The organism is Streptomyces sp. NPDC043996 (genome assembly GCF_056435225.1).
This window is the reverse complement of the sequence record NZ_JBWKEY010000001.1, coordinates 783,611-800,681: the sequence shown is the minus strand read 5'-3', so window position 1 is coordinate 800,681 and position 17,071 is coordinate 783,611. Positions and strand designations below refer to the sequence as shown.

General features: G+C 74.0%; 19 protein-coding genes. 14 read left to right on the top strand and 5 right to left on the bottom strand.

Going from position 1 to position 17,071, the window contains the following annotated elements; translation table 11 throughout:
* Nucleotides 1-54 precede the first annotated feature (54 nt).
* From AC07A4_RS03570 to glmM, 4 genes are all read left to right on the top strand, one after another.
* Nucleotides 55-1,338, top strand: coding sequence for a glycosyltransferase 87 family protein (locus AC07A4_RS03570; RefSeq protein ID WP_478592329.1), 1,284 nt, complete (start codon nt 55-57; stop codon nt 1,336-1,338).
* Nucleotides 1,339-1,510: 172 nt separating this feature from the next.
* A complete protein-coding gene (gene rplM, locus AC07A4_RS03565) occupies nt 1,511-1,954 on the top strand; it encodes a 50S ribosomal protein L13 (protein ID WP_144320469.1) in 444 nt (147 codons plus the stop codon).
* Nucleotides 1,955-1,995: 41 nt separating this feature from the next.
* Complete coding sequence (gene rpsI, locus AC07A4_RS03560; protein ID WP_478592327.1) at nt 1,996-2,511, top strand: 30S ribosomal protein S9; 516 nt, start codon at nt 1,996-1,998, stop codon at nt 2,509-2,511.
* A 130-nt stretch (nt 2,512-2,641) separates the two neighbouring features.
* The gene (gene glmM / locus AC07A4_RS03555; protein ID WP_478592324.1) at nt 2,642-4,000 is read left to right on the top strand and encodes a phosphoglucosamine mutase; all 1,359 of its coding nucleotides are present in this window, start codon (nt 2,642-2,644) and stop codon (nt 3,998-4,000) included.
* Nucleotides 4,001-4,012: 12 nt separating this feature from the next.
* Here glmM and AC07A4_RS03550 read toward each other — a convergent pair whose 3' ends face one another.
* Both AC07A4_RS03550 and coaA read right to left on the bottom strand, forming a co-directional pair.
* On the bottom strand, nt 4,013-4,963 hold the full coding sequence (locus AC07A4_RS03550; protein ID WP_478592321.1) for a DUF389 domain-containing protein: 951 nt from the start codon (nt 4,961-4,963) through the stop codon (nt 4,013-4,015).
* Between the two features lie 33 nt (nt 4,964-4,996).
* Complete coding sequence (gene coaA, locus AC07A4_RS03545; RefSeq protein WP_478592319.1) at nt 4,997-5,995, bottom strand: type I pantothenate kinase; 999 nt, start codon at nt 5,993-5,995, stop codon at nt 4,997-4,999.
* 234 nt (nt 5,996-6,229) lie between these two features.
* Between coaA and AC07A4_RS03540 the strand changes: the two genes are divergently transcribed.
* The 6 genes from AC07A4_RS03540 (at nt 6,230) to AC07A4_RS03515 (ending at nt 11,690) form a co-directional block, all read left to right on the top strand.
* A complete protein-coding gene (locus AC07A4_RS03540; protein WP_478592316.1) occupies nt 6,230-6,598 on the top strand; it encodes a holo-ACP synthase in 369 nt (122 codons plus the stop codon).
* A gap of 53 nt (nt 6,599-6,651) precedes the next feature.
* Complete coding sequence (locus AC07A4_RS03535) at nt 6,652-8,190, top strand: NAD(P)H-hydrate dehydratase (RefSeq protein WP_478592313.1); 1,539 nt, start codon at nt 6,652-6,654, stop codon at nt 8,188-8,190.
* An 89-nt stretch (nt 8,191-8,279) separates the two neighbouring features.
* Nucleotides 8,280-9,461 carry an alanine racemase gene (alr, locus tag AC07A4_RS03530; RefSeq protein WP_478592310.1) on the top strand — a complete coding sequence of 394 codons (1,182 nt, stop codon included), beginning with the start codon at nt 8,280-8,282 and terminating at the stop codon, nt 9,459-9,461.
* 84 nt (nt 9,462-9,545) lie between these two features.
* On the top strand, nt 9,546-10,775 hold the full coding sequence (locus AC07A4_RS03525) for an alpha/beta fold hydrolase (RefSeq protein ID WP_478592307.1): 1,230 nt from the start codon (nt 9,546-9,548) through the stop codon (nt 10,773-10,775).
* A 36-nt stretch (nt 10,776-10,811) separates the two neighbouring features.
* Nucleotides 10,812-11,327, top strand: a complete 516-nt coding sequence (tsaE, locus tag AC07A4_RS03520) for a tRNA (adenosine(37)-N6)-threonylcarbamoyltransferase complex ATPase subunit type 1 TsaE (protein WP_478592304.1) — start codon at nt 10,812-10,814, stop codon at nt 11,325-11,327.
* Nucleotides 11,328-11,498: 171 nt separating this feature from the next.
* Nucleotides 11,499-11,690 carry a hypothetical protein gene (locus AC07A4_RS03515; protein ID WP_478592301.1) on the top strand — a complete coding sequence of 64 codons (192 nt, stop codon included), beginning with the start codon at nt 11,499-11,501 and terminating at the stop codon, nt 11,688-11,690.
* Between the two features lie 22 nt (nt 11,691-11,712).
* On the opposite strand, the gene AC07A4_RS03510 is transcribed toward AC07A4_RS03515, so the two are convergent.
* Nucleotides 11,713-12,261 carry a hypothetical protein gene (locus AC07A4_RS03510; protein ID WP_478592298.1) on the bottom strand — a complete coding sequence of 183 codons (549 nt, stop codon included), beginning with the start codon at nt 12,259-12,261 and terminating at the stop codon, nt 11,713-11,715.
* A gap of 113 nt (nt 12,262-12,374) precedes the next feature.
* Here AC07A4_RS03510 and tsaB point away from each other — a divergent pair, with 113 nt between their 5' ends.
* The 4 genes from tsaB to AC07A4_RS03490 are packed head-to-tail and all read left to right on the top strand — an operon-like array spanning nt 12,375 to nt 15,001.
* The gene (gene tsaB / locus AC07A4_RS03505; protein ID WP_478592295.1) at nt 12,375-13,040 is read left to right on the top strand and encodes a tRNA (adenosine(37)-N6)-threonylcarbamoyltransferase complex dimerization subunit type 1 TsaB; all 666 of its coding nucleotides are present in this window, start codon (nt 12,375-12,377) and stop codon (nt 13,038-13,040) included.
* 35 nt (nt 13,041-13,075) lie between these two features.
* Entirely contained in the window at nt 13,076-13,627 is a 552-nt protein-coding gene (rimI, locus tag AC07A4_RS03500) for a ribosomal protein S18-alanine N-acetyltransferase (protein WP_478592910.1), read from the top strand.
* On the top strand, nt 13,620-14,747 hold the full coding sequence (gene tsaD / locus AC07A4_RS03495; RefSeq protein ID WP_478592292.1) for a tRNA (adenosine(37)-N6)-threonylcarbamoyltransferase complex transferase subunit TsaD: 1,128 nt from the start codon (nt 13,620-13,622) through the stop codon (nt 14,745-14,747). The genes rimI and tsaD overlap by 8 nt, the downstream gene beginning before the upstream one ends.
* Nucleotides 14,744-15,001, top strand: a complete 258-nt coding sequence (locus tag AC07A4_RS03490) for a hypothetical protein (RefSeq protein WP_478592289.1) — start codon at nt 14,744-14,746, stop codon at nt 14,999-15,001. Before tsaD ends, AC07A4_RS03490 begins: the two co-directional genes overlap by 4 nt.
* A 52-nt stretch (nt 15,002-15,053) precedes the next feature.
* Here AC07A4_RS03490 and AC07A4_RS03485 read toward each other — a convergent pair whose 3' ends face one another.
* The gene (locus AC07A4_RS03485; RefSeq protein WP_478592286.1) at nt 15,054-16,157 is read right to left on the bottom strand and encodes a hypothetical protein; all 1,104 of its coding nucleotides are present in this window, start codon (nt 16,155-16,157) and stop codon (nt 15,054-15,056) included.
* 121 nt (nt 16,158-16,278) lie between these two features.
* Nucleotides 16,279-17,049 carry a TetR/AcrR family transcriptional regulator gene (locus tag AC07A4_RS03480; RefSeq protein WP_478592283.1) on the bottom strand — a complete coding sequence of 257 codons (771 nt, stop codon included), beginning with the start codon at nt 17,047-17,049 and terminating at the stop codon, nt 16,279-16,281.
* Between the last annotated feature and the right edge of the window lie 22 nt (nt 17,050-17,071).

Here is a 17,071-nt window from a genome sequence, read left to right as displayed (position 1 = left end):
GCACGGGGATGTTGAGCCGGGGTCGTGGGGGGTTCTCGCCCTAGCCTGAGCCGCATGGAAGCGGGCAAAACGGGTGTTTCCGATGGCGTGGGCTGGTGGCTGCGGCCCGCAGGGTGGCAGGCGTGGGCGGTGCTCGGGGTGGTCCTGGGGGCGGTGGCGCTGAGGGTGGCGGTCCGGGTGCCGGACGGGGGCATGGACAACGGGATCGTGGCGCGGGCGGCCGGGGCGTGGCTGGAGGGGCGCTCGCCGTACGCCGACCGGCACTTCCTGTATCTGCCGGGGGCCGTCATCGCGGCGGCGCCGCAGGCGCTGCTGCCGCAGCCGGTGGTGCGGGTCCTGGTGCCGGTGGGGGTGACGGGGGCGCTCGCAGGCGGCTGGGGCTGTGCCTTGCGTATCTATGGGGTGTCCTGGCGGAGCCGGTTCGCGGTTCTTGGTCTGCTGGGGCTGGCCATGGGGTTCGCGCCCTTCGGGCACCTGGTGGAGCTGGGGAACTGGACGGTGGCGTCGGCCCTCGCGCTGCCGCTGGCGCTGCTGTGCGCGTGCCGGGGGCGGTGGGAGCGGGCGGGTGTGGTCCTCGGGGTCGCCGTGGCCGTGAAGCCGCTCCTGGTGCCCGTCCTGCTCCTCTTCGTCTTCGCCCGGCGGTGGCGGGCGCTCGGGGTGGCCGTGGGGGTGCCGGTGGCGGTGTCCCTGCTCGCGGCGCTCGCGCTGCCGGATCCCGCGGGGTTCTGCACGCGGACGCTGCCGTTTTTGCTGCGTGGGGGCGACAGCTTCGTACGGCTCTATGAGGCCTCTCCCGCGGCGGTCCTGCCGCGGCTCGGGGTGCCGTCGGGGGCGGCCGCGCTGGTCGCCGGGGCGGGGGCGGCGGCCGGGGTGTGGTGTGCGTGGCGGCGGTGGGGGCGCGGGGACGCGGGGCCGGGGCGGGTCGTGGACACGGCGGTGGCGCTGATGCTGGCCGCGTTCCTCGTGTCCCGGCCCTCCTACGACCACTATCTGCTGGTCGTGCTGCCGCTGGTGCTCGCGGGGGCCTTCGAGGCGGGGGCCGTGGCGCGGGGGGCCGGGTTCTGGGTGGCGCTGGTGCCGCAGGTGCCGGGGTTCGCGTGGGTGGGGGTGGAGGCGGGGGTGCGGCGGGCCTTCAAGGACGCGGTGTCGCTCTGCGTGCTCGCGGGGGTGGTGTTCCGGCACTGTGCGCGGCCGGTCAGCCGCCCGCGGGGGGGAGGGAGAGGGGGGCCCGCAGAGGGTGGGGAGAGGGGGGTCTTCAGGGGTCGTTTTGACCCGTCCGGGGTAGGGCCGGTATTCTGCCTGTTCGTTATGTGTATTGGCCTTCTCAAACTCACGTGAGGGGCCCTTGCACCGGCCCACCGGGCCGATGACCAGCGGTAGGACTAGGTTGCGTCGCCGATGTCCACCAAGGCTGTCGTCCATCGTCCGAGGTGGCCTTGTCAGGACCCCTCCCCCCGGTCCCCGGGATCGTAGGGGAGACCCACCTCTGAAGAAGCGAAGGCTACGAACCGTGCGTACGTACAGCCCCAAGCCCGGCGATGTCACCCGCCAGTGGCACGTCATTGACGCCCAGGACGTCGTCCTGGGACGCCTGGCGACCACTGCCGCCACCCTCCTGCGGGGCAAGCACAAGCCGATTTACGCCCCCCACATGGACATGGGCGACTTCGTCATCATCATCAACGCCGAGAAGGTTCACCTCTCCGGCAACAAGAAGACCCAGAAGATGGCCTACCGCCACTCGGGCTACCCGGGCGGCCTCCGCTCGGTCCGCTACGACGAGCTGCTTGAGAAGAACCCCGAGAAGGCCGTGGAGAAGGCCATCAAGGGCATGCTCCCCAAGAACTCGCTGGGCCGTCAGATGCTCTCGAAGCTGAAGGTCTACAAGGGTGACCAGCACCCGCACGGCGCGCAGCAGCCGCAGCCGTTCGAGATCACCCAGGTCGCGCAGTAGTTCCGGCCACCCCCTAAGACGAAGAGAATCTGAGGATCATCGTGGCCGAGACCACCGCTGAGCAGCCGATCGACGAGACCGTCGACATCGAGCACTACACCACCGAGTCCGAGGTGCCCGTCGAGGGCGAGTACACCTCGGAGTCGAACGCCGCGCGCTTCGGCGACCCGCAGCCGGCCGCCGGCCTGGGCCGTCGCAAGAACGCCATCGCCCGCGTCCGGATCGTTCCGGGCACCGGCAAGTGGAAGATCAACGGTCGCACCCTTGAGGACTACTTCCCCAACAAGGTGCACCAGCAGGAAGTCAACGAGCCGTTCAAGGTTCTCGAGCTCGAGGGCCGCTACGACGTGGTCGCCCGCATCTCGGGTGGCGGCGTCTCCGGCCAGGCCGGTGCCCTGCGCCTCGGCGTGGCCCGTGCCCTGAACGAGGCCGACGTGGACAACAACCGCGGCGCCCTCAAGAAGGCCGGCTTCCTCAAGCGCGACGACCGTGCGGTCGAGCGCAAGAAGGCCGGTCTGAAGAAGGCCCGCAAGGCCCCGCAGTACAGCAAGCGCTAATCGTCGCTGCCTGCTAGTACTTCACGAACGCCCCGGCGGCACCCTGTGTGCTGCCGGGGCGTTTCGTCTATCAGCGCCCCGGCCGATACGGGGTGGAAGCTCGGAATGTCGGAATGTTCGGAGGACAGCAGTGGGACGACTCTTCGGCACGGACGGCGTGCGCGGTGTCGCCAACGCGGACCTGACGGCTGAGCTCGCGCTCGGTCTCTCGGTCGCCGCGGCGCATGTGCTCGCCGAAGCGGGCACCTTCGAGGGCCATCGCCCGACAGCGGTGGTTGGGCGTGATCCCCGCGCGTCCGGAGAGTTCCTGGAGGCCGCGGTCGTCGCGGGTCTGGCAAGCGCGGGCGTGGACGTCCTGCGCGTCGGTGTGCTGCCCACCCCCGCGGTGGCCCATCTCACCGGTGCGCTGGGCGCCGACCTCGGCGTGATGCTGTCCGCCAGCCACAACGCCATGCCGGACAACGGCATCAAGTTCTTCGCCCGCGGCGGCCACAAGCTCGCCGACGAGCTGGAGGACCGGATCGAGTCCGTCTACGACGAGCACCGCACCGGCGCTCCCTGGCAGCGGCCCACCGGTGCCGGTGTCGGCCGCGTCACCTCGTACGACCAGGGGCTCGACCAGTACGTCGCGCACCTCATCGGGGTCCTGCCGAACCGGCTCGACGGGATGAGGATCGTCCTGGACGAGGCGCACGGCGCCGCCGCCCGGGTGTCGCCGGAGGCGTTCTCGCGCGCGGGTGCCGAGATCGTCACCATCGGCGCGGCCCCCGACGGTCTGAACATCAACGACGGCTGCGGCTCCACGCACCTGGAGCAGCTCCAGGCCGCCGTCGTCGAGCACGGCGCCGACCTCGGCATCGCGCACGACGGCGACGCCGACCGCTGCCTCGCCGTGGACCACACGGGCGCGGAGATCGACGGGGACCAGATCCTCGCCGTGCTCGCGCTCGGCATGCGGGAGCGCGGGGTGCTGCGCCGCGACACCGTCGTCGCCACCGTCATGTCGAACCTCGGCTTCAAGCTCGCCATGGAGCGCGAGGGCCTGAAGCTCGTGCAGACCGCCGTCGGCGACCGGTACGTCCTGGAGGAGATGAAGGCCAGCGGCTACGCCCTCGGCGGCGAGCAGTCCGGGCACGTCATCGTCCTGGACCACGCCACGACCGGCGATGGCACGCTGACCGGTCTGCTGCTCGCGGCCCGCGTCGCCGAGACCGGCCGCAGCCTCAAGGACCTGGCCGCCGTCATGGAGCGGCTGCCGCAGGTCCTGATCAACGTGCCCGACGTGGACAAGTCCCGGGTGACGACATCGCCGGAGCTGGCCGCCGCCGTCGTCGACGCCGAGCGGCAGCTGGGCGAGACCGGACGGGTGCTGCTGCGCTCCTCCGGCACCGAGCCGCTGGTGCGCGTGATGGTGGAGGCCGCCGACATCGAGCAGGCCCGCGCGGTGGCCGGGCGCCTGGCCGACGTGGTGAAGTCCGCGCTCGGCTAGCGGCCCGCCCGGCTAGGAGAGGCCGAGCTTCTTCGCGGTGCGCTCGCGCTGCCGTGCCCAGAGCAGCTTCTGGACGAGCAGCGTGAGCGTACCGGCGAGGACGATCCCGAGCAGGTTGAGCAGGAGCTGCTCGGTGGAGCCCCAGGCCTGGCGGTACTCGTCGTAGCTGAAGGCGACCGCGGCGTTCGCCGCCGCCGGGACCGTCGTCACCGAGATCGCGACCCCGACGAGCGCCCCCGACTTCGCCGACGTCAGCGACAGGGTGCCCGCCGCGCCCGCGAGGACGGCCACGACGAAGGAGAACCAGTCGGGCCGGTAGATGAAGTTGGTGTTGGGCCGCTCGGCCCGCAGGGACGACTCGTGGAACAGGTCCACCGCGTCCATGAAGAAGCTGAAGCCCACCGTCACCACCATGGCGACGGCGAAGCCCGCCACGAGCGCGATCAGGGACCGCAGCGCGAGGCGCGGGGCGCGCTGGACGAGCGCCGTGCAGAACCCGGCGAGCGGGCCGAACTCCGGGCCCACCGCCATCGCGCCCACGATGAGGATCGCGTTGTCGAGGACCACGCCGCAGGCGGCGATCATCGTGGCGAGCGTGATGAAGGCGACGTAGGTGACGGAGAGCGTGGACTCCTCGTGCGTGGCGTCCGCCAGGTGCTCCCACAGGACGGCGTCCGCGCCCTCGCCCGGCGCCTCGTCCTCGGCCTTGTCGGCGCGCAGGGACAGCGACAGGTCGATGTTCTCCAGGGCGATCGAGCCGTGCTTGTCGATCTCCAGGGCGCGCAGGCCGCCGAGCAGTTCGTCGCCCGCCTCCCGGGCGACGTCGCACATGACGATGTCGCCCTCGGGGTTGCGGGCGGCGCCCGACACCACGGCGAGGTGCGTGGTGCCGGGTGTTCTCTCGATGAGCTTCACCACGGCGTCGGTCCTGTCCGCCGGGGTGATCAGGCGCAGATGGAGCATGCTCGCACCTTAACGCCCCGCTGACGGGGCGCCTCAGAGTTTGCGCAGGCTGAGGCGGCTCACCTTGTGGTCGGGGCCCTTGCGGATGATGAGGGTGGCGCGGCCGCGCGTGGGCGCCACGTTCTCCACCAGGTTCAGCTTGTTGATGGTGCGCCAGGTGGTGCGCGCGTAGTCGAGCGCCTCGTCCTCGGAGACCTGGGTGTACTTGCGGAAGTACGAGGACGGGTTCTGGAAGGCGGTCTCGCGCAGCTTGCGGAACCGGTTCAGGTACCAGCGCTCGATGTCCTCGGCGCGGGCGTCGACGTACACGCTGAAGTCGAAGTAGTCGGCGAGGCCGACGCGGGTGCGGCCGTCCTTGCCGGGCAGGGCGGGCTGCAGGACGTTCAGGCCCTCGACGATGAGGATGTCGGGGCGGCGCACGGTGAGCCGCTGGCCGGGCACGATGTCGTAGATCAGGTGGGAGTAGACGGGCGCGGTGACCTCGTCCTTGCCCGCCTTGATGTCGGCGACGAAGCGGGTCAGGGCCCTTCGGTCGTACGACTCGGGGAAGCCCTTGCGGGACATCAGGCCGCGCGCTTCCAGCTCCTTGGTGGGCAGCAGGAAGCCGTCGGTGGTGACCAGCTCGACGCGCGGGTGCTCGGGCCAGCGCGAAAGCAGGGCCTGGAGCAGCCGGGCGACGGTGGACTTGCCGACGGCGACGGAGCCCGCGACCCCTATGACGAAGGGCGTGCCGGACTGCGAGGCCTTCTCGCCGGTGTCGCCGAGGAAGGTGTTCAGGGCGCCGCGCAGGCCGTCGGTGGCGCCCACGTACAGGTTGAGGAGCCGCGAAAGCGGCAGATAGATGTCGCGGACCTCGTCGAGGTCGATGACGTCACCGAGGCCGCGGAGCTTCTCGACCTCCGCGGCGCTCAGGGGCAGCGGCGTCTTGTCGCGCAGCGCGCTCCACTCGGCGCGGGTGAGGTCGACGTAGGGGGTCGCCTCCGGCTTGTGCCGGTGGGCGCTCCGTGGCGGCGAGGAGACCGAAGAGATCACAGTCCATTGTTACGGCTGTTTGAACGGAGGCGCGGGTGGGGTACGTCACGCTGCGCTGTGCTGGGCGGGGGTAATCGCCGCTGCGCGGCTCGTCCTCAAACGCCGGACGGGCTGAAACACTCCGCACCCGGCGATCGAGCCCAGGCCGAAGGGATCCAGCCCGTCCGGCGTTTGAGGACGAGGCCGCAGGCCGATCTCCGGTGCCCCCCGGCGCCCACGCCGTACGCTGCCGGGGTGATTATTGGCGTGGGTATCGATGTGGCCGAGATCGACCGGTTCGCGGCGTCGCTGAAGCGGACTCCGGGGCTGCGGGAACGGCTCTTCGTGGAGCGGGAGTTGTCGCTGCCGAGCGGGGAGCGGCGCGGGGTGGCGTCGCTGGCGGCCCGGTTCGCGGCGAAGGAGGCGCTGGCGAAGGCCCTTGGCGCGCCGTCGGGGCTGCGCTGGACCGACGCCGAGGTGTACGTGGAGGAGACCGGCCAGCCGCGGCTTCGGGTGTCGGGGACGGTGGCGGCCCGCGCGGAGGCGCTCGGGGTGCGGGGGTGGCACGTGTCCCTGAGCCATGACGCGGGCGTGGCGTCCGCCGTGGTCATCGCGGAGGGGTAGCACGCCTGAAGGGCCGTGCTGCCGGGGCGGGGGCGGTGCGGGAGACTTGGGGGATGCGTACTGCGTACCGCGTGGAGGACGTACGGGCGGCCGAGCGCGCGCTGATGGCGCGCGTTCCCGAGGGAGCGCTGATGCAGCGGGCGGCCGCGGGCCTCGCCGTGGCCTGCGGGCAGCTGCTCGGCAAGGTGTACGGGGCGCGGGTGGCGCTCCTGGTGGGCAGCGGGGACAACGGCGGCGACGCGCTGTACGCCGGGGCCCGCCTCGCGCGGCGGGGCGCGGGCGTGACGGCGGTGCTGCTCGCGCCGGAGCGGGCGCACGGGGGCGGGCTCGCGGCGCTGCGGGCGGCCGGGGGCACGGTGGTTGACGGGGCGTCGGCGGGCGCTGCCGGTGCTCCGGGGGCCTCTGGCGCTTCTGGCGCTCCTGGTGCGGACGCCGCGCTGGTGGCCGTGGCCCGGGCCGACCTCGTCGTCGACGGGATCGTCGGCATCGGCGGCAAGGGCGGCCTGCGGCCCCGCGCCGCCGAACTCGCCCGCGCCGCCGAGGAGTCCGGCGCCCCGGTCGTCGCCGTCGACCTGCCGAGCGGGATCGACGCCGACACCGGCGAGGTGCGGGGCGCGGCGGTGCGCGCGGACGTGACGGTGACGTTCGGGGCGTACAAGCCGGGCCTGCTCGTGGACCCCGGCCGGGAGCACGCCGGTGCGGTGCGGCTCGTCGACATCGGGCTCGGCCCCGAACTCGCCGCGCGCGAGGCCGGGGTGGAGGACGCGGTGGAGGCCGCGGTGGAGGCCTTCCAGTACGCGGACGTGGCGCGGCTCCTTCCGCTGCCCGGCGCGGACAGCGACAAGTACCGGCGGGGCGTCGTCGGCGTCGTCGCCGGGTCCGCCCGCTACCCGGGCGCGGCCGTCCTCGCGGTCGCCGGGGCGCTGCGCGGCGGCGCGGGGGCGGTGCGGTACGTGGGGCCCGCCGCCGACGCCGTCATCGCCCGCTTCCCGGAGGCCCTGGTCTCCGCGGGGGCCCCGGCCAGGGCGGGGCGCGTGCAGGCCTGGGTGGCCGGGCCGGGGCTCGGGGACGGCACCGGTGACGGCGGCGGCGAGCGGATGCGGGACGTGGTCGCCGCGGACGTACCGGTGCTCATCGACGCCGACGGGCTGCGGCTCGCCGACGCGGCGGCGGTGCGCGGGCGGGCCGCGCCCACGCTCCTGACCCCGCACGCGGGCGAGGCGGCCGCGCTCCTTGGCGTGGCCCGGGCGGAGGTCGAACAGGCCCGCCTGGACGCGGCGCGCGAACTGGCGCGGCGGTACGGGGCCACGGTGCTGCTCAAGGGCTCCACCACGCTGGTCGCGGACCCCGGCGGCGGCGCGGTGCGGGTCAATCCGACCGGCACCGCGTGGCTGGCCACCGCGGGCAGCGGGGACGTCCTGTCGGGCCTCGCGGGGGCGCTGCTCGCGGCGGGCCTCGGGGCGCGGGACGCGGGCGCGGCGGGCGCGTTCCTGCACGGCCTCGCGGGGCGGCTCGCGGCGGACGGCGCCCCGGTGGGCGCGCAGGACGTGGCGGAGGCGATTCCGTTGGCGTGGCGCGACGTGCGGGCCTGACCCGAAGGCGGGCATACCGGTGTGTACCCGTACCTTTCGCCGGATGCTGCCCACCGGCCGGGGCGACCCCTCTGAGAGACTGTTCGACGATGACTGAGACAGCACTGCCGCGCGTGCGCGCGGAGATCGACCTCGCCGCCCTGAGGGCCAACGTACGGACGCTGCGCGCGCACGCGCCCGGCGCCGCGTTCATGGCCGTGGTGAAGGCGGACGCGTACGGGCACGGCATGGTGCCGTGCGCGCGGGCCGCGGTCGAGGCGGGCGCCGCCTGGGTGGGCACCGCCACCCCGGAGGAGGCCCTTCAGCTGCGGGCGGCCGGGATCGGCGGCCGGGTCATGTGCTGGCTGTGGACACCGGGCAGCCCCTGGCGGGAGGCCGTCGAGGCGGACATCGACGTGTCCGTGAGCCATGTGGGGGCGCTGGCGGAGGTCGCCGCCGCGGCGCGCGCCGCGGGCCGCACGGCGCGCGTCCAGCTCAAGGCCGACACGGGGCTCGGGCGCAACGGCTGCATGCCCGCCGACTGGCCGGAGCTGATCGGCGCGGCGCTGGCCGCCGAGGCGGAAGGCCTGGTCAAGGTCACCGGCCTGTGGTCGCACTTCGCGTGCGCCGACGAGCCGGGCCACCCCTCGATCGCCGCGCAGCTCGGCGTCTTCCGCGAGATGGTCGCGGCCGCCGAGGCCCGGGGCGTCCGCCCCGAGGTGCGGCACATAGCGAACTCCCCGGCGACGCTCACGCTCCCGGAGACCCACTTCGACCTGGTGCGCCCCGGCATCGCGATGTACGGCGTCTCGCCGAGCCCCGAGATCGGCGTCCCGCAGGACTTCGGGCTGCGCCCGGTGATGACGGTCGCCGCGGCCCTCGCCCATGTGAAGCACGCCCCCGAGGGGCACGGCGTGAGCTACGGGCACCACTACACGACCCCGGGCGCGACGACGCTCGGCCTGGTCCCCGCGGGGTACGGCGACGGCGTGCCCCGGCACGCCTCCGGCACGGGCCCGGTCCTCGTGGGCGGCAAGTGGCGGACGGTGGCGGGCCGGATCGCGATGGACCAGTTCGTGGTCGACCTCGGCGGCGACGAGCCGGAGGTGGGCGCGGAGGCGCTGCTCTTCGGCCCCGGCGACCGGGGCGAGCCGACCGCGGAGGACTGGGCACGCGCGGCGGGCACCATCGCGTACGAGATCGTGACCCGCATCGGTTCCCGCGTCCCGCGCGTCTATGTGAACGAACGGCCCGACCCGGAGGAACGGACCGGACGGCCCGGCGCCGAGTAGCGGGACGGGCGTCCCGTAGCGGGTGCCGAGTGAGCGGGCCGGGGTAGGACGCGGGTCGGGACCGAGACTGAGAAGGAGCGGCACGTGGGCGAGGGCAGCACGGGGGCGGCCGCCGTGAAGGTGGCCGAGGCGCTGGCGGACGCGACGGATCCGGGCGCGCCGACGAGCTGGCGGCGGGCCGGGATCGCGGGCGCCGCCATAGGGGTCGTCGCCGCGGGCGCCGCCGCGGGGGTCGCCATCGAGCGGCTCACCGTCGGCCGGGGCATGCGCAAGAAGGCCCGCCTCGCCCTGGACGCGGCGGGCCCGTACGGCTCGCTGCGCGGCACGCCCGGCACGGCGTACGCCGAGGACGGCACGGAACTCGCGTACGAGATCGACGAGGCCGAGCCGGGGGCCGCGCAGGCGCCGCGCAGGCGCAGGCTCTTCGGGCGCAAGGCGCCCGCGCCCGTCACCGTCGTCTTCAGCCACGGCTACTGCCTCAGCCAGGACTCCTGGCACTTCCAGCGCGCCGCGCTGCGCGGCGTGGTGCGCGGCGTGTACTGGGACCAGCGCAGCCACGCCCGCTCGGGCCGCGGCGTGGCCCAGCGGCGCGACGGCGAGCCGGTCTCCATCGACCAGCTGGGCCGGGACCTGAAGGCCGTCATCGACGCGGCGGCGCCCGAGGGGCCGCTGGTGCTCGTCGGGCACTCGATGGGCGGCATGACGACGATGGCGCTCGCCGACCAGTTCCCCGACCTGATCCGCGAGCGGGTCGTGGGCGTCGCCCTGGTCGGCACCTCGTCCGGCCGGCTCGGCCAGGTCAACTACGGCCTTCCCGTGGCGGGGGTGAACGCGGTGCGGCGCGTCCTGCCCGGCCTCCTGAAGGCGCTCGGCTCCCAGGCCGAGCTCGTCGAGAAGGGGCGGCGGGCCACGGCGGACCTGTTCGCGGGCGTCATCAAGCGGTACTCGTTCTCGTCGAAGGACGTGGATCCGGCCATCGCGCGCTTCGCCGAGCGGATGATCGAGTCCACGCCGATCGACGTGGTCGCCGAGTTCTACCCGGCGTTCGGCGAGCACGACAAGGCGGACGCCCTCAAGCACTTCGCCGAGCTGCCGGTCCTCGTGCTCGCGGGCGACAAGGACCTGGTCACGCCCAGCGAGCACAGCGAGGCCATCGCCGTGTCGCTGCCGGACGCCGAGCTCGTCCTGGTCCCGGACTCGGGCCACCTGGTGATGCTGGAGCACCCGGAGGTGGTGACGGACCGCCTCGCCGACCTCCTGGTGCGCGCGGGCGCGGTGCCGGACGCGGCGGCGCCCCCGGCCTCCGGCGGCTGACGGCGCACCCGCGCACAGCGGCTACCGTTGGGACGCATGGAAGCACCGCACAGCCCCGCGGCCCCGGCCACCTCCCTCGAGATCACCGTCGACTCCCCGGAGCGGATGGGCGAGTTGGGCCGCCGCCTGGCCAAGATCCTGCGCCCCGGCGACCTCGTCATGCTCACGGGCGAGCTCGGCGCGGGCAAGACGACGCTGACGCGGGGGCTCGGCGCGGGCCTCGGCGTGCGGGGCGCCGTCACCTCGCCGACGTTCGTCATCGCCCGCGTCCACCCGTCCCTGGGGGACGGGCCGCCCCTGGTGCACGTGGACGCGTACCGCCTGGGCGGCGGCCTCGACGAGATGGAGGACCTGGACCTCGACGTGTCCCTGCCGGACTCGGTGGTCGTCGTGGAGTGGGGCGACGGCAAGGTCGAGGACCTCTCCGAGGACCGGCTGCACGTCGTGATCCACCGGGGTGTGGGGGACACCGCGGACGATGTGCGCGAGGTGTCGCTCGTCGGGGTGGGCGCGCGCTGGCGGGACGCGGACCTCTCGGTGCTTTCGGCCTGACCGGGGCGGGGCCGCGCCGTCAACGGGCTCGATCCGGTGTCGGCGCGCCCTTATTTCCCGACAAGCCGTCGGTAAGATGTTGCGCGGCGGGCGCCGGGCGTGGTCACATGGATACCGGTCCTGGTTAGGTCTACCTAACCACGTCTGCCCCCGAAGCCCCAGGAGGCGTCCATGCCGGCTTCAGAACGTGACGCGCGGCCCACGCCGCACGAGGTCGTGGCGCGGCCCTCCGGCTGCTCGATGAGCGCCCTGCTGGCGTCGTGCGCCGCCGCGAGCGCCGTCTCCACGCCTCCGGCCGCCCCGGTGCACCAAGGCGCCCCTGCCCCGGCCCCCGTGGAGGACACCCGCCGCGACGCGGCGTAGCGCACGCCAGGACCGAGCCCCGCTAGGCGACGACGACGACCTTCGTGTCGATGATGGCGAAGTCCCACATCGCGTTGCCGTCCTCGCGCGAGGAGCGGACGCCACCGGTCTTCTTGCCGGGGTCCGGCTTCTCCGTGGAGCCGTTGAGCGCCGCACTGAACCCGACCGCTATGCCGTCGACCACCGTGAAGATGACGACGTGCTCGATCTGCGCCCCGTCCGAACCGGTGACCTGGCCCGCGCGGGACGTCACCGTGTACGAACCGGGCGTCGGGTCGACGGTGCTCGGCGTCACCTTGTACGTGCGCTTGGCCTTGCCGGAGTCGCCGACCAGCCAGACCCGGTCCTCGCCGAGGGCGTACACGACGCGCTTGCCGGAGCCCGAGCGGTCGGGCAGGGCCAGCGGGTCGCCCTTGTCCTTGGGGGAGCGGGAGGGGGCCGTGGGGGACTTGTCCGGGCGCGCGTTCAGGTCGTCGGGCGCGCTCGCGGAGGCCTGGTAGGCGAGGAAGCCGACCGCGGCGAGTGCCGCCGCGGTGAGCCCGGCCACGAATCCCGAGCTGCTCCTGGACACTGCGCCACCTCTCCTACGTACGGCCTACGCATGGCTATGGAGTGACGGTAGCAGCAGGCGCACCCCGGGCCGGGGCGGCCGTGCGCCGGGCGTCGGAGCCGTAGGCTGTTCGCGTGCTCTTGCTCGCTCTGGATACCGCAACCCCCGCCGTGACCGTCGCTCTGCACGACGGCTCGGCCTCCACCGGCACCGTCGCCGAGTCGAGTCAGGTCGACGCCCGACGCCACGGCGAGCTGCTGCTGCCCGCCGTGGACCGCGTCCTGGCCGACGCGGGGGTGCGCCTCGACGCGGTCACCGCCGTGGTCGTCGGGGTGGGCCCGGGCCCCTACACCGGGCTGCGGGTGGGCCTGATGACCGCCGACACCTTCGGCCTGGCGCTCGGCGTGCCCGTGTACGGGGTGTGCACGCTCGACGGCCTGGCGTACGCCTCCGGGATCGATTCGGGCCCCTTCGTCGTCGCCACGGACGCGCGGCGCAAGGAGGTCTACTGGGCGAGATACGACGACGCCCGCACCCGGGTCAGCGGGCCCGCCGTGGACCGGCCCGCCGACATCGCCGAGCAGGTCGCGGGCGTGCCCGCGGTCGGCGCGGGCGCCACGCTCTACCCGGACGTCTTCGCGGACGCGCGCGGCCCCGAGCACGTGTCGGCCGCCGCGCTTGCCGCCCTCGCCGCCGAGAAGCTGGCCGCGGGCGAGGAGCTCCTGGAGCCCCGGCCGCTGTATCTGCGCCGCCCCGACGCGCAGGTGCCCAAGAACTACAAGGTGGTCACCCCCAAGTGACCACCGTGACGACCCACGCCGCCGTGCTGCGCGAGATGCGCTGGTGGGACATCGACCCCGTGCTCGCCCTGGAGAAGGAGCTCTTCCCCGAGGACGCCTGGTCGCGCGGCATGTTCTGGTCCGAGCTCGCGCACGCGCGCGGCCCCGGCTCCACCCGGCGCTATCTGGTGGCGTACGCCGGCGAGCGCCTCGTCGGCTACGGCGGCCTCGCGGCCGCGGGCACCGACTCCGACGGCGGCGACGCGACGGCCGCCGACGTGCAGACCATCGCGGTGGCCCGGGACCAGTGGGGCACCGGGCTCGGCGCCCGGCTGCTCACCGAGCTGCTCCGGCACGCCACGGCCTTCGAGGCCACCGAGGTGATGCTGGAGGTGCGCGTGGACAACACGCGGGCGCAGAAGCTGTACGAGCGCTTCGGTTTCGAGCCGATCGGCTTCAGGCGCGGCTACTACCAGCCGGGGAACGTGGACGCGCTGGTGATGCGTCTGACGGACCCCTCGGCGTCGTCAGCGCTTTCGCACCACTCCCCGAACGGCCGGGCCGACGGCCCGGTGAACGGCGTACAAGGAACCGAGATCCATGGCTGACTCCCGCTCCCGCGCCGGTGACGAGCCCCTCGTCCTCGGCATCGAGACCTCCTGCGACGAGACCGGCGTCGGCATCGTGCGCGGCACCACGCTGCTCGCCGACGCCATCGCCTCCAGCGTCGACGAGCACGCCCGCTTCGGCGGGGTCGTGCCCGAGGTCGCGTCCCGCGCGCACCTGGAGGCGATGGTCCCGACCATCCAGCGCGCCCTGAAGGACGCCGGAGTCGCCGCCTCCGACCTCGACGGCATCGCCGTCACCGCGGGGCCCGGCCTCGCGGGCGCGCTGCTCGTGGGCGTCTCGGCCGCGAAGGCCTACGCCTACGCGCTCGGCAAGCCGCTGTACGGCGTGAACCACCTGGCCTCGCACATCTGCGTGGACCAGCTGGAGCACGGCTCGCTGCCCGAGCCGACGATGGCGCTGCTCGTCTCCGGCGGCCACTCCTCGCTGCTGCTCTCCACGGACATCACCGCCGATGTGCGGCCGCTCGGCGCGACCATCGACGACGCGGCGGGGGAGGCCTTCGACAAGATCGCGCGGGTGCTGAACCTGGGCTTCCCCGGCGGTCCCGTCATCGACCGGTACGCGCGCGAGGGCGACCCGAGTGCCATCGCCTTCCCGCGCGGGCTCACCGGGCCGCGCGATCCCGCGTACGACTTCTCCTTCTCCGGCCTGAAGACGTCCGTGGCCCGCTGGATCGAGGCCAAGCGCGCCGCGGGCGAGGAGGTGCCGGTGCGGGACGTGGCCGCGTCCTTCCAGGAGGCGGTCGTGGACGTGCTGACCCGCAAGGCGGTCAAGGCCTGCAAGGACGAGGGCGTCGACCACCTGATGATCGGCGGCGGCGTGGCCGCCAACACCCGCCTGCGCGCGCTCGCCCAGGAGCGCTGCGAGCGCGCCGGGATCCGCCTTCGGGTGCCGCGGCCCAAGCTGTGCACGGACAACGGCGCGATGGTCGCCGCGCTCGGCGCGGAGATGGTGGCCCGCAACCGCCCGGCCTCGGACCTGGGGCTCTCGGCGGACTCGTCGCTTCCGGTGACGGAGCCGCACGTGCCGGGCGCGGGCGCCCACAGCCATGACCACGACCATGTGCACGAGGTCAGCAAGGACAACCTGTACTCGTGAGCGTCGCGCTGATGTGGGAGGCCCGCGCCGCCGAGGGGCGCGGGCCCGAGTTGCTCGCCTGGGCGCGGGCGCGGGAGCTCGCGGCCGCCCCGCTGCGCCGCGAGACCCTGCGGGCGCCGGGCGACCGGGTCCTGGTCATCACCTGGTGGGACGCGGCGCTGGACGCCGACCTGCCCGAACTGCCGGAGCCGCCCGGGGACCTGGTGTCCCGGGCGCCGCACCGGTGGCGGTTCGAGTCGCTGGGCGCGGACTGACGGACCCGCGCCCGCGCCCGGTCTCGCAGGCCCTTCAGGCCCCTCAGGCCTCTCAGTCTTCGGGTGTCGCGAGCAGCGCCACCGTCGCCACGGCCCCGAGCGCGATCGTGGCGAACGACGTCCAGACGATCCAGGTCCCGACGGTGGAGTCGAAGTACGGATCGAAGCCCTCGTCGAATCCCGGGACCAGACCGCGCACGTCGATGTAGACCGAGACGAGCGCGAGGGCGAGTCCCGCGCCGCGGGCCCCGGCGCGTCCGCTCAGGAGCAGCGCGCCGATGAGCAGCGCCGAGGCGATCATGGCCAGGGTGTAGAACGTGTACGGCAGCGCCAGGCCGTGCGAGGCGTCGACCGCGGTGCGGAAGAAATCGCCCGCGTCGGCGTCGCCGTCGTAGGTGCCGCCCACGAAGTAGAGCTCGTCCCGCGTGAGGGTGTAGATCAGCCAGCCCAGGGCGTTCACGCCGCACAGCGCGAGCGCGAGGCCCGCCACCACGAGGCCCGGCCGCGTCCGGCGGCCAGTGCCGGGCGGTGGGCCGTAGGAGTCGCCGTAGGGGGCGTGCGGGGCGTACGCGGGCGGTGGGGGCGCCGCCGGGGGGTGCGGCGACGGGGCGGCCGGGTAGGCGGGCGGCTCGGGCCACGGCGGGCTCGCCGGGCTGGGCGCCGCGCCCCGGGTGCGCGCGACGACCGCGAGGAGCACGCAGGCCAGGACGATGCCCACGAGCCGGAAGGTGAGCAGGGCGTTGCCGTAGTCGACCTCGGTGATCTGGTCGCGGTAGCGGTCCGAGGCCATGATCCCGATCAGTTCCCGCAGGCCCAGGCCGAGCAGGAGCGCCGCGATGAGGGCGAGTCCGCCGCGGGCGAGACGCCGCTGTCCGAGCGCGAGCGCGCCGACGAGCAGGGCGGCCACGAGGAAGCCCCAGTCGTGGGGGGTCTGCGCCACGGGCAGGAGGAACTCCCGTGGGTCGTACAGGGCCTTGAAGGAGACCCGGTCGTCGTAGAGGTCCAAGGCCTCATTGACCTCGTACACGATCCAGATCACCGCCGCGAGCGCGTACAGCAGCAGCGCGGTGCCCGCCAGTTGGAGCGCGGGCGCGTCGCGTGGTGCCGCACGCCCCCGTCTGCCGTCGACCGCCCCGTCTTGGCCCCACACGGCCATGTGTGCCCCCCCTGTTCCCCGTGTTTTCGTCTGTACACGGCTTGGTGGGCCGTGTCCGTGCGCAGTGCTCTGTAGTACTGCGCCCGTCGCCCCCTTGTCTACGGTGCGGGCTCGGTGCGGTCTACGGTGCGGGCGATCGCGGACGCGACCGTGCGGGGCCCCCGGCGCCGGAGGCCCGGCCGAGCAGGCCGTCGACCACGGCCTCCAGCTGCCGGGAGACGTCGTAGGCCGCGGTGAGCTCCGTCCAGCGGTCGGCGAGGGCGCTCAGGTGCGGCAGTTCGGCGGCGTCCGCGTCGGTGAGCATGTCGGGGAAGTGCCGCTTGCGGTCGGGCTCTTCGGCGCGGCGGGCGAGGGCGCGGCGGAAGACGAGGTCGCCGTACACGCAGTGCCAGATCGTGCCGTAGGCGTGCACGGCCTCGGCGTCGTCGAGGCCGCAGGCGAGGGCGCAGTCGACGATCTCCTCGACCATCCACAGCGCGCCCCGGTCGGTGAGGCCGCCGAGCCGGAGCACCTCGACCACCCAGGGCAGTTCGTCCAGGACGGCGTGCATGTGGACCGCGACGGCGACCATCCGCTCGCGCGGGTCCTCGGGCAGCTCAGGGCGCGGCAGGGTCGCGGCGGTGCCGGACAGGGCGAGCATCAGGAGCTCGTCCTTGTCGCGCACGTGGTGGTAGAGGGCCATGGGCGTGGCCCCGATCTCCTTGGCGACGCGCCGCATGCTCAGGGCCGCGACGCCCTCCTCCTGGAGCACGCGCCGCGCCACGGCGACGATCGCCTCCGGTTCGATGCGGCGGGGGCGCCCGACGCCGCGCTTCTTCGGCCCGGGGCGCGCCCCGGCGGGTTCTTCCGAGGGTTCTTCCGCACGCTCGTCCGCACGCTCTTCCGCTGCCACGGCCTCATTGTCGCGCCCGCCC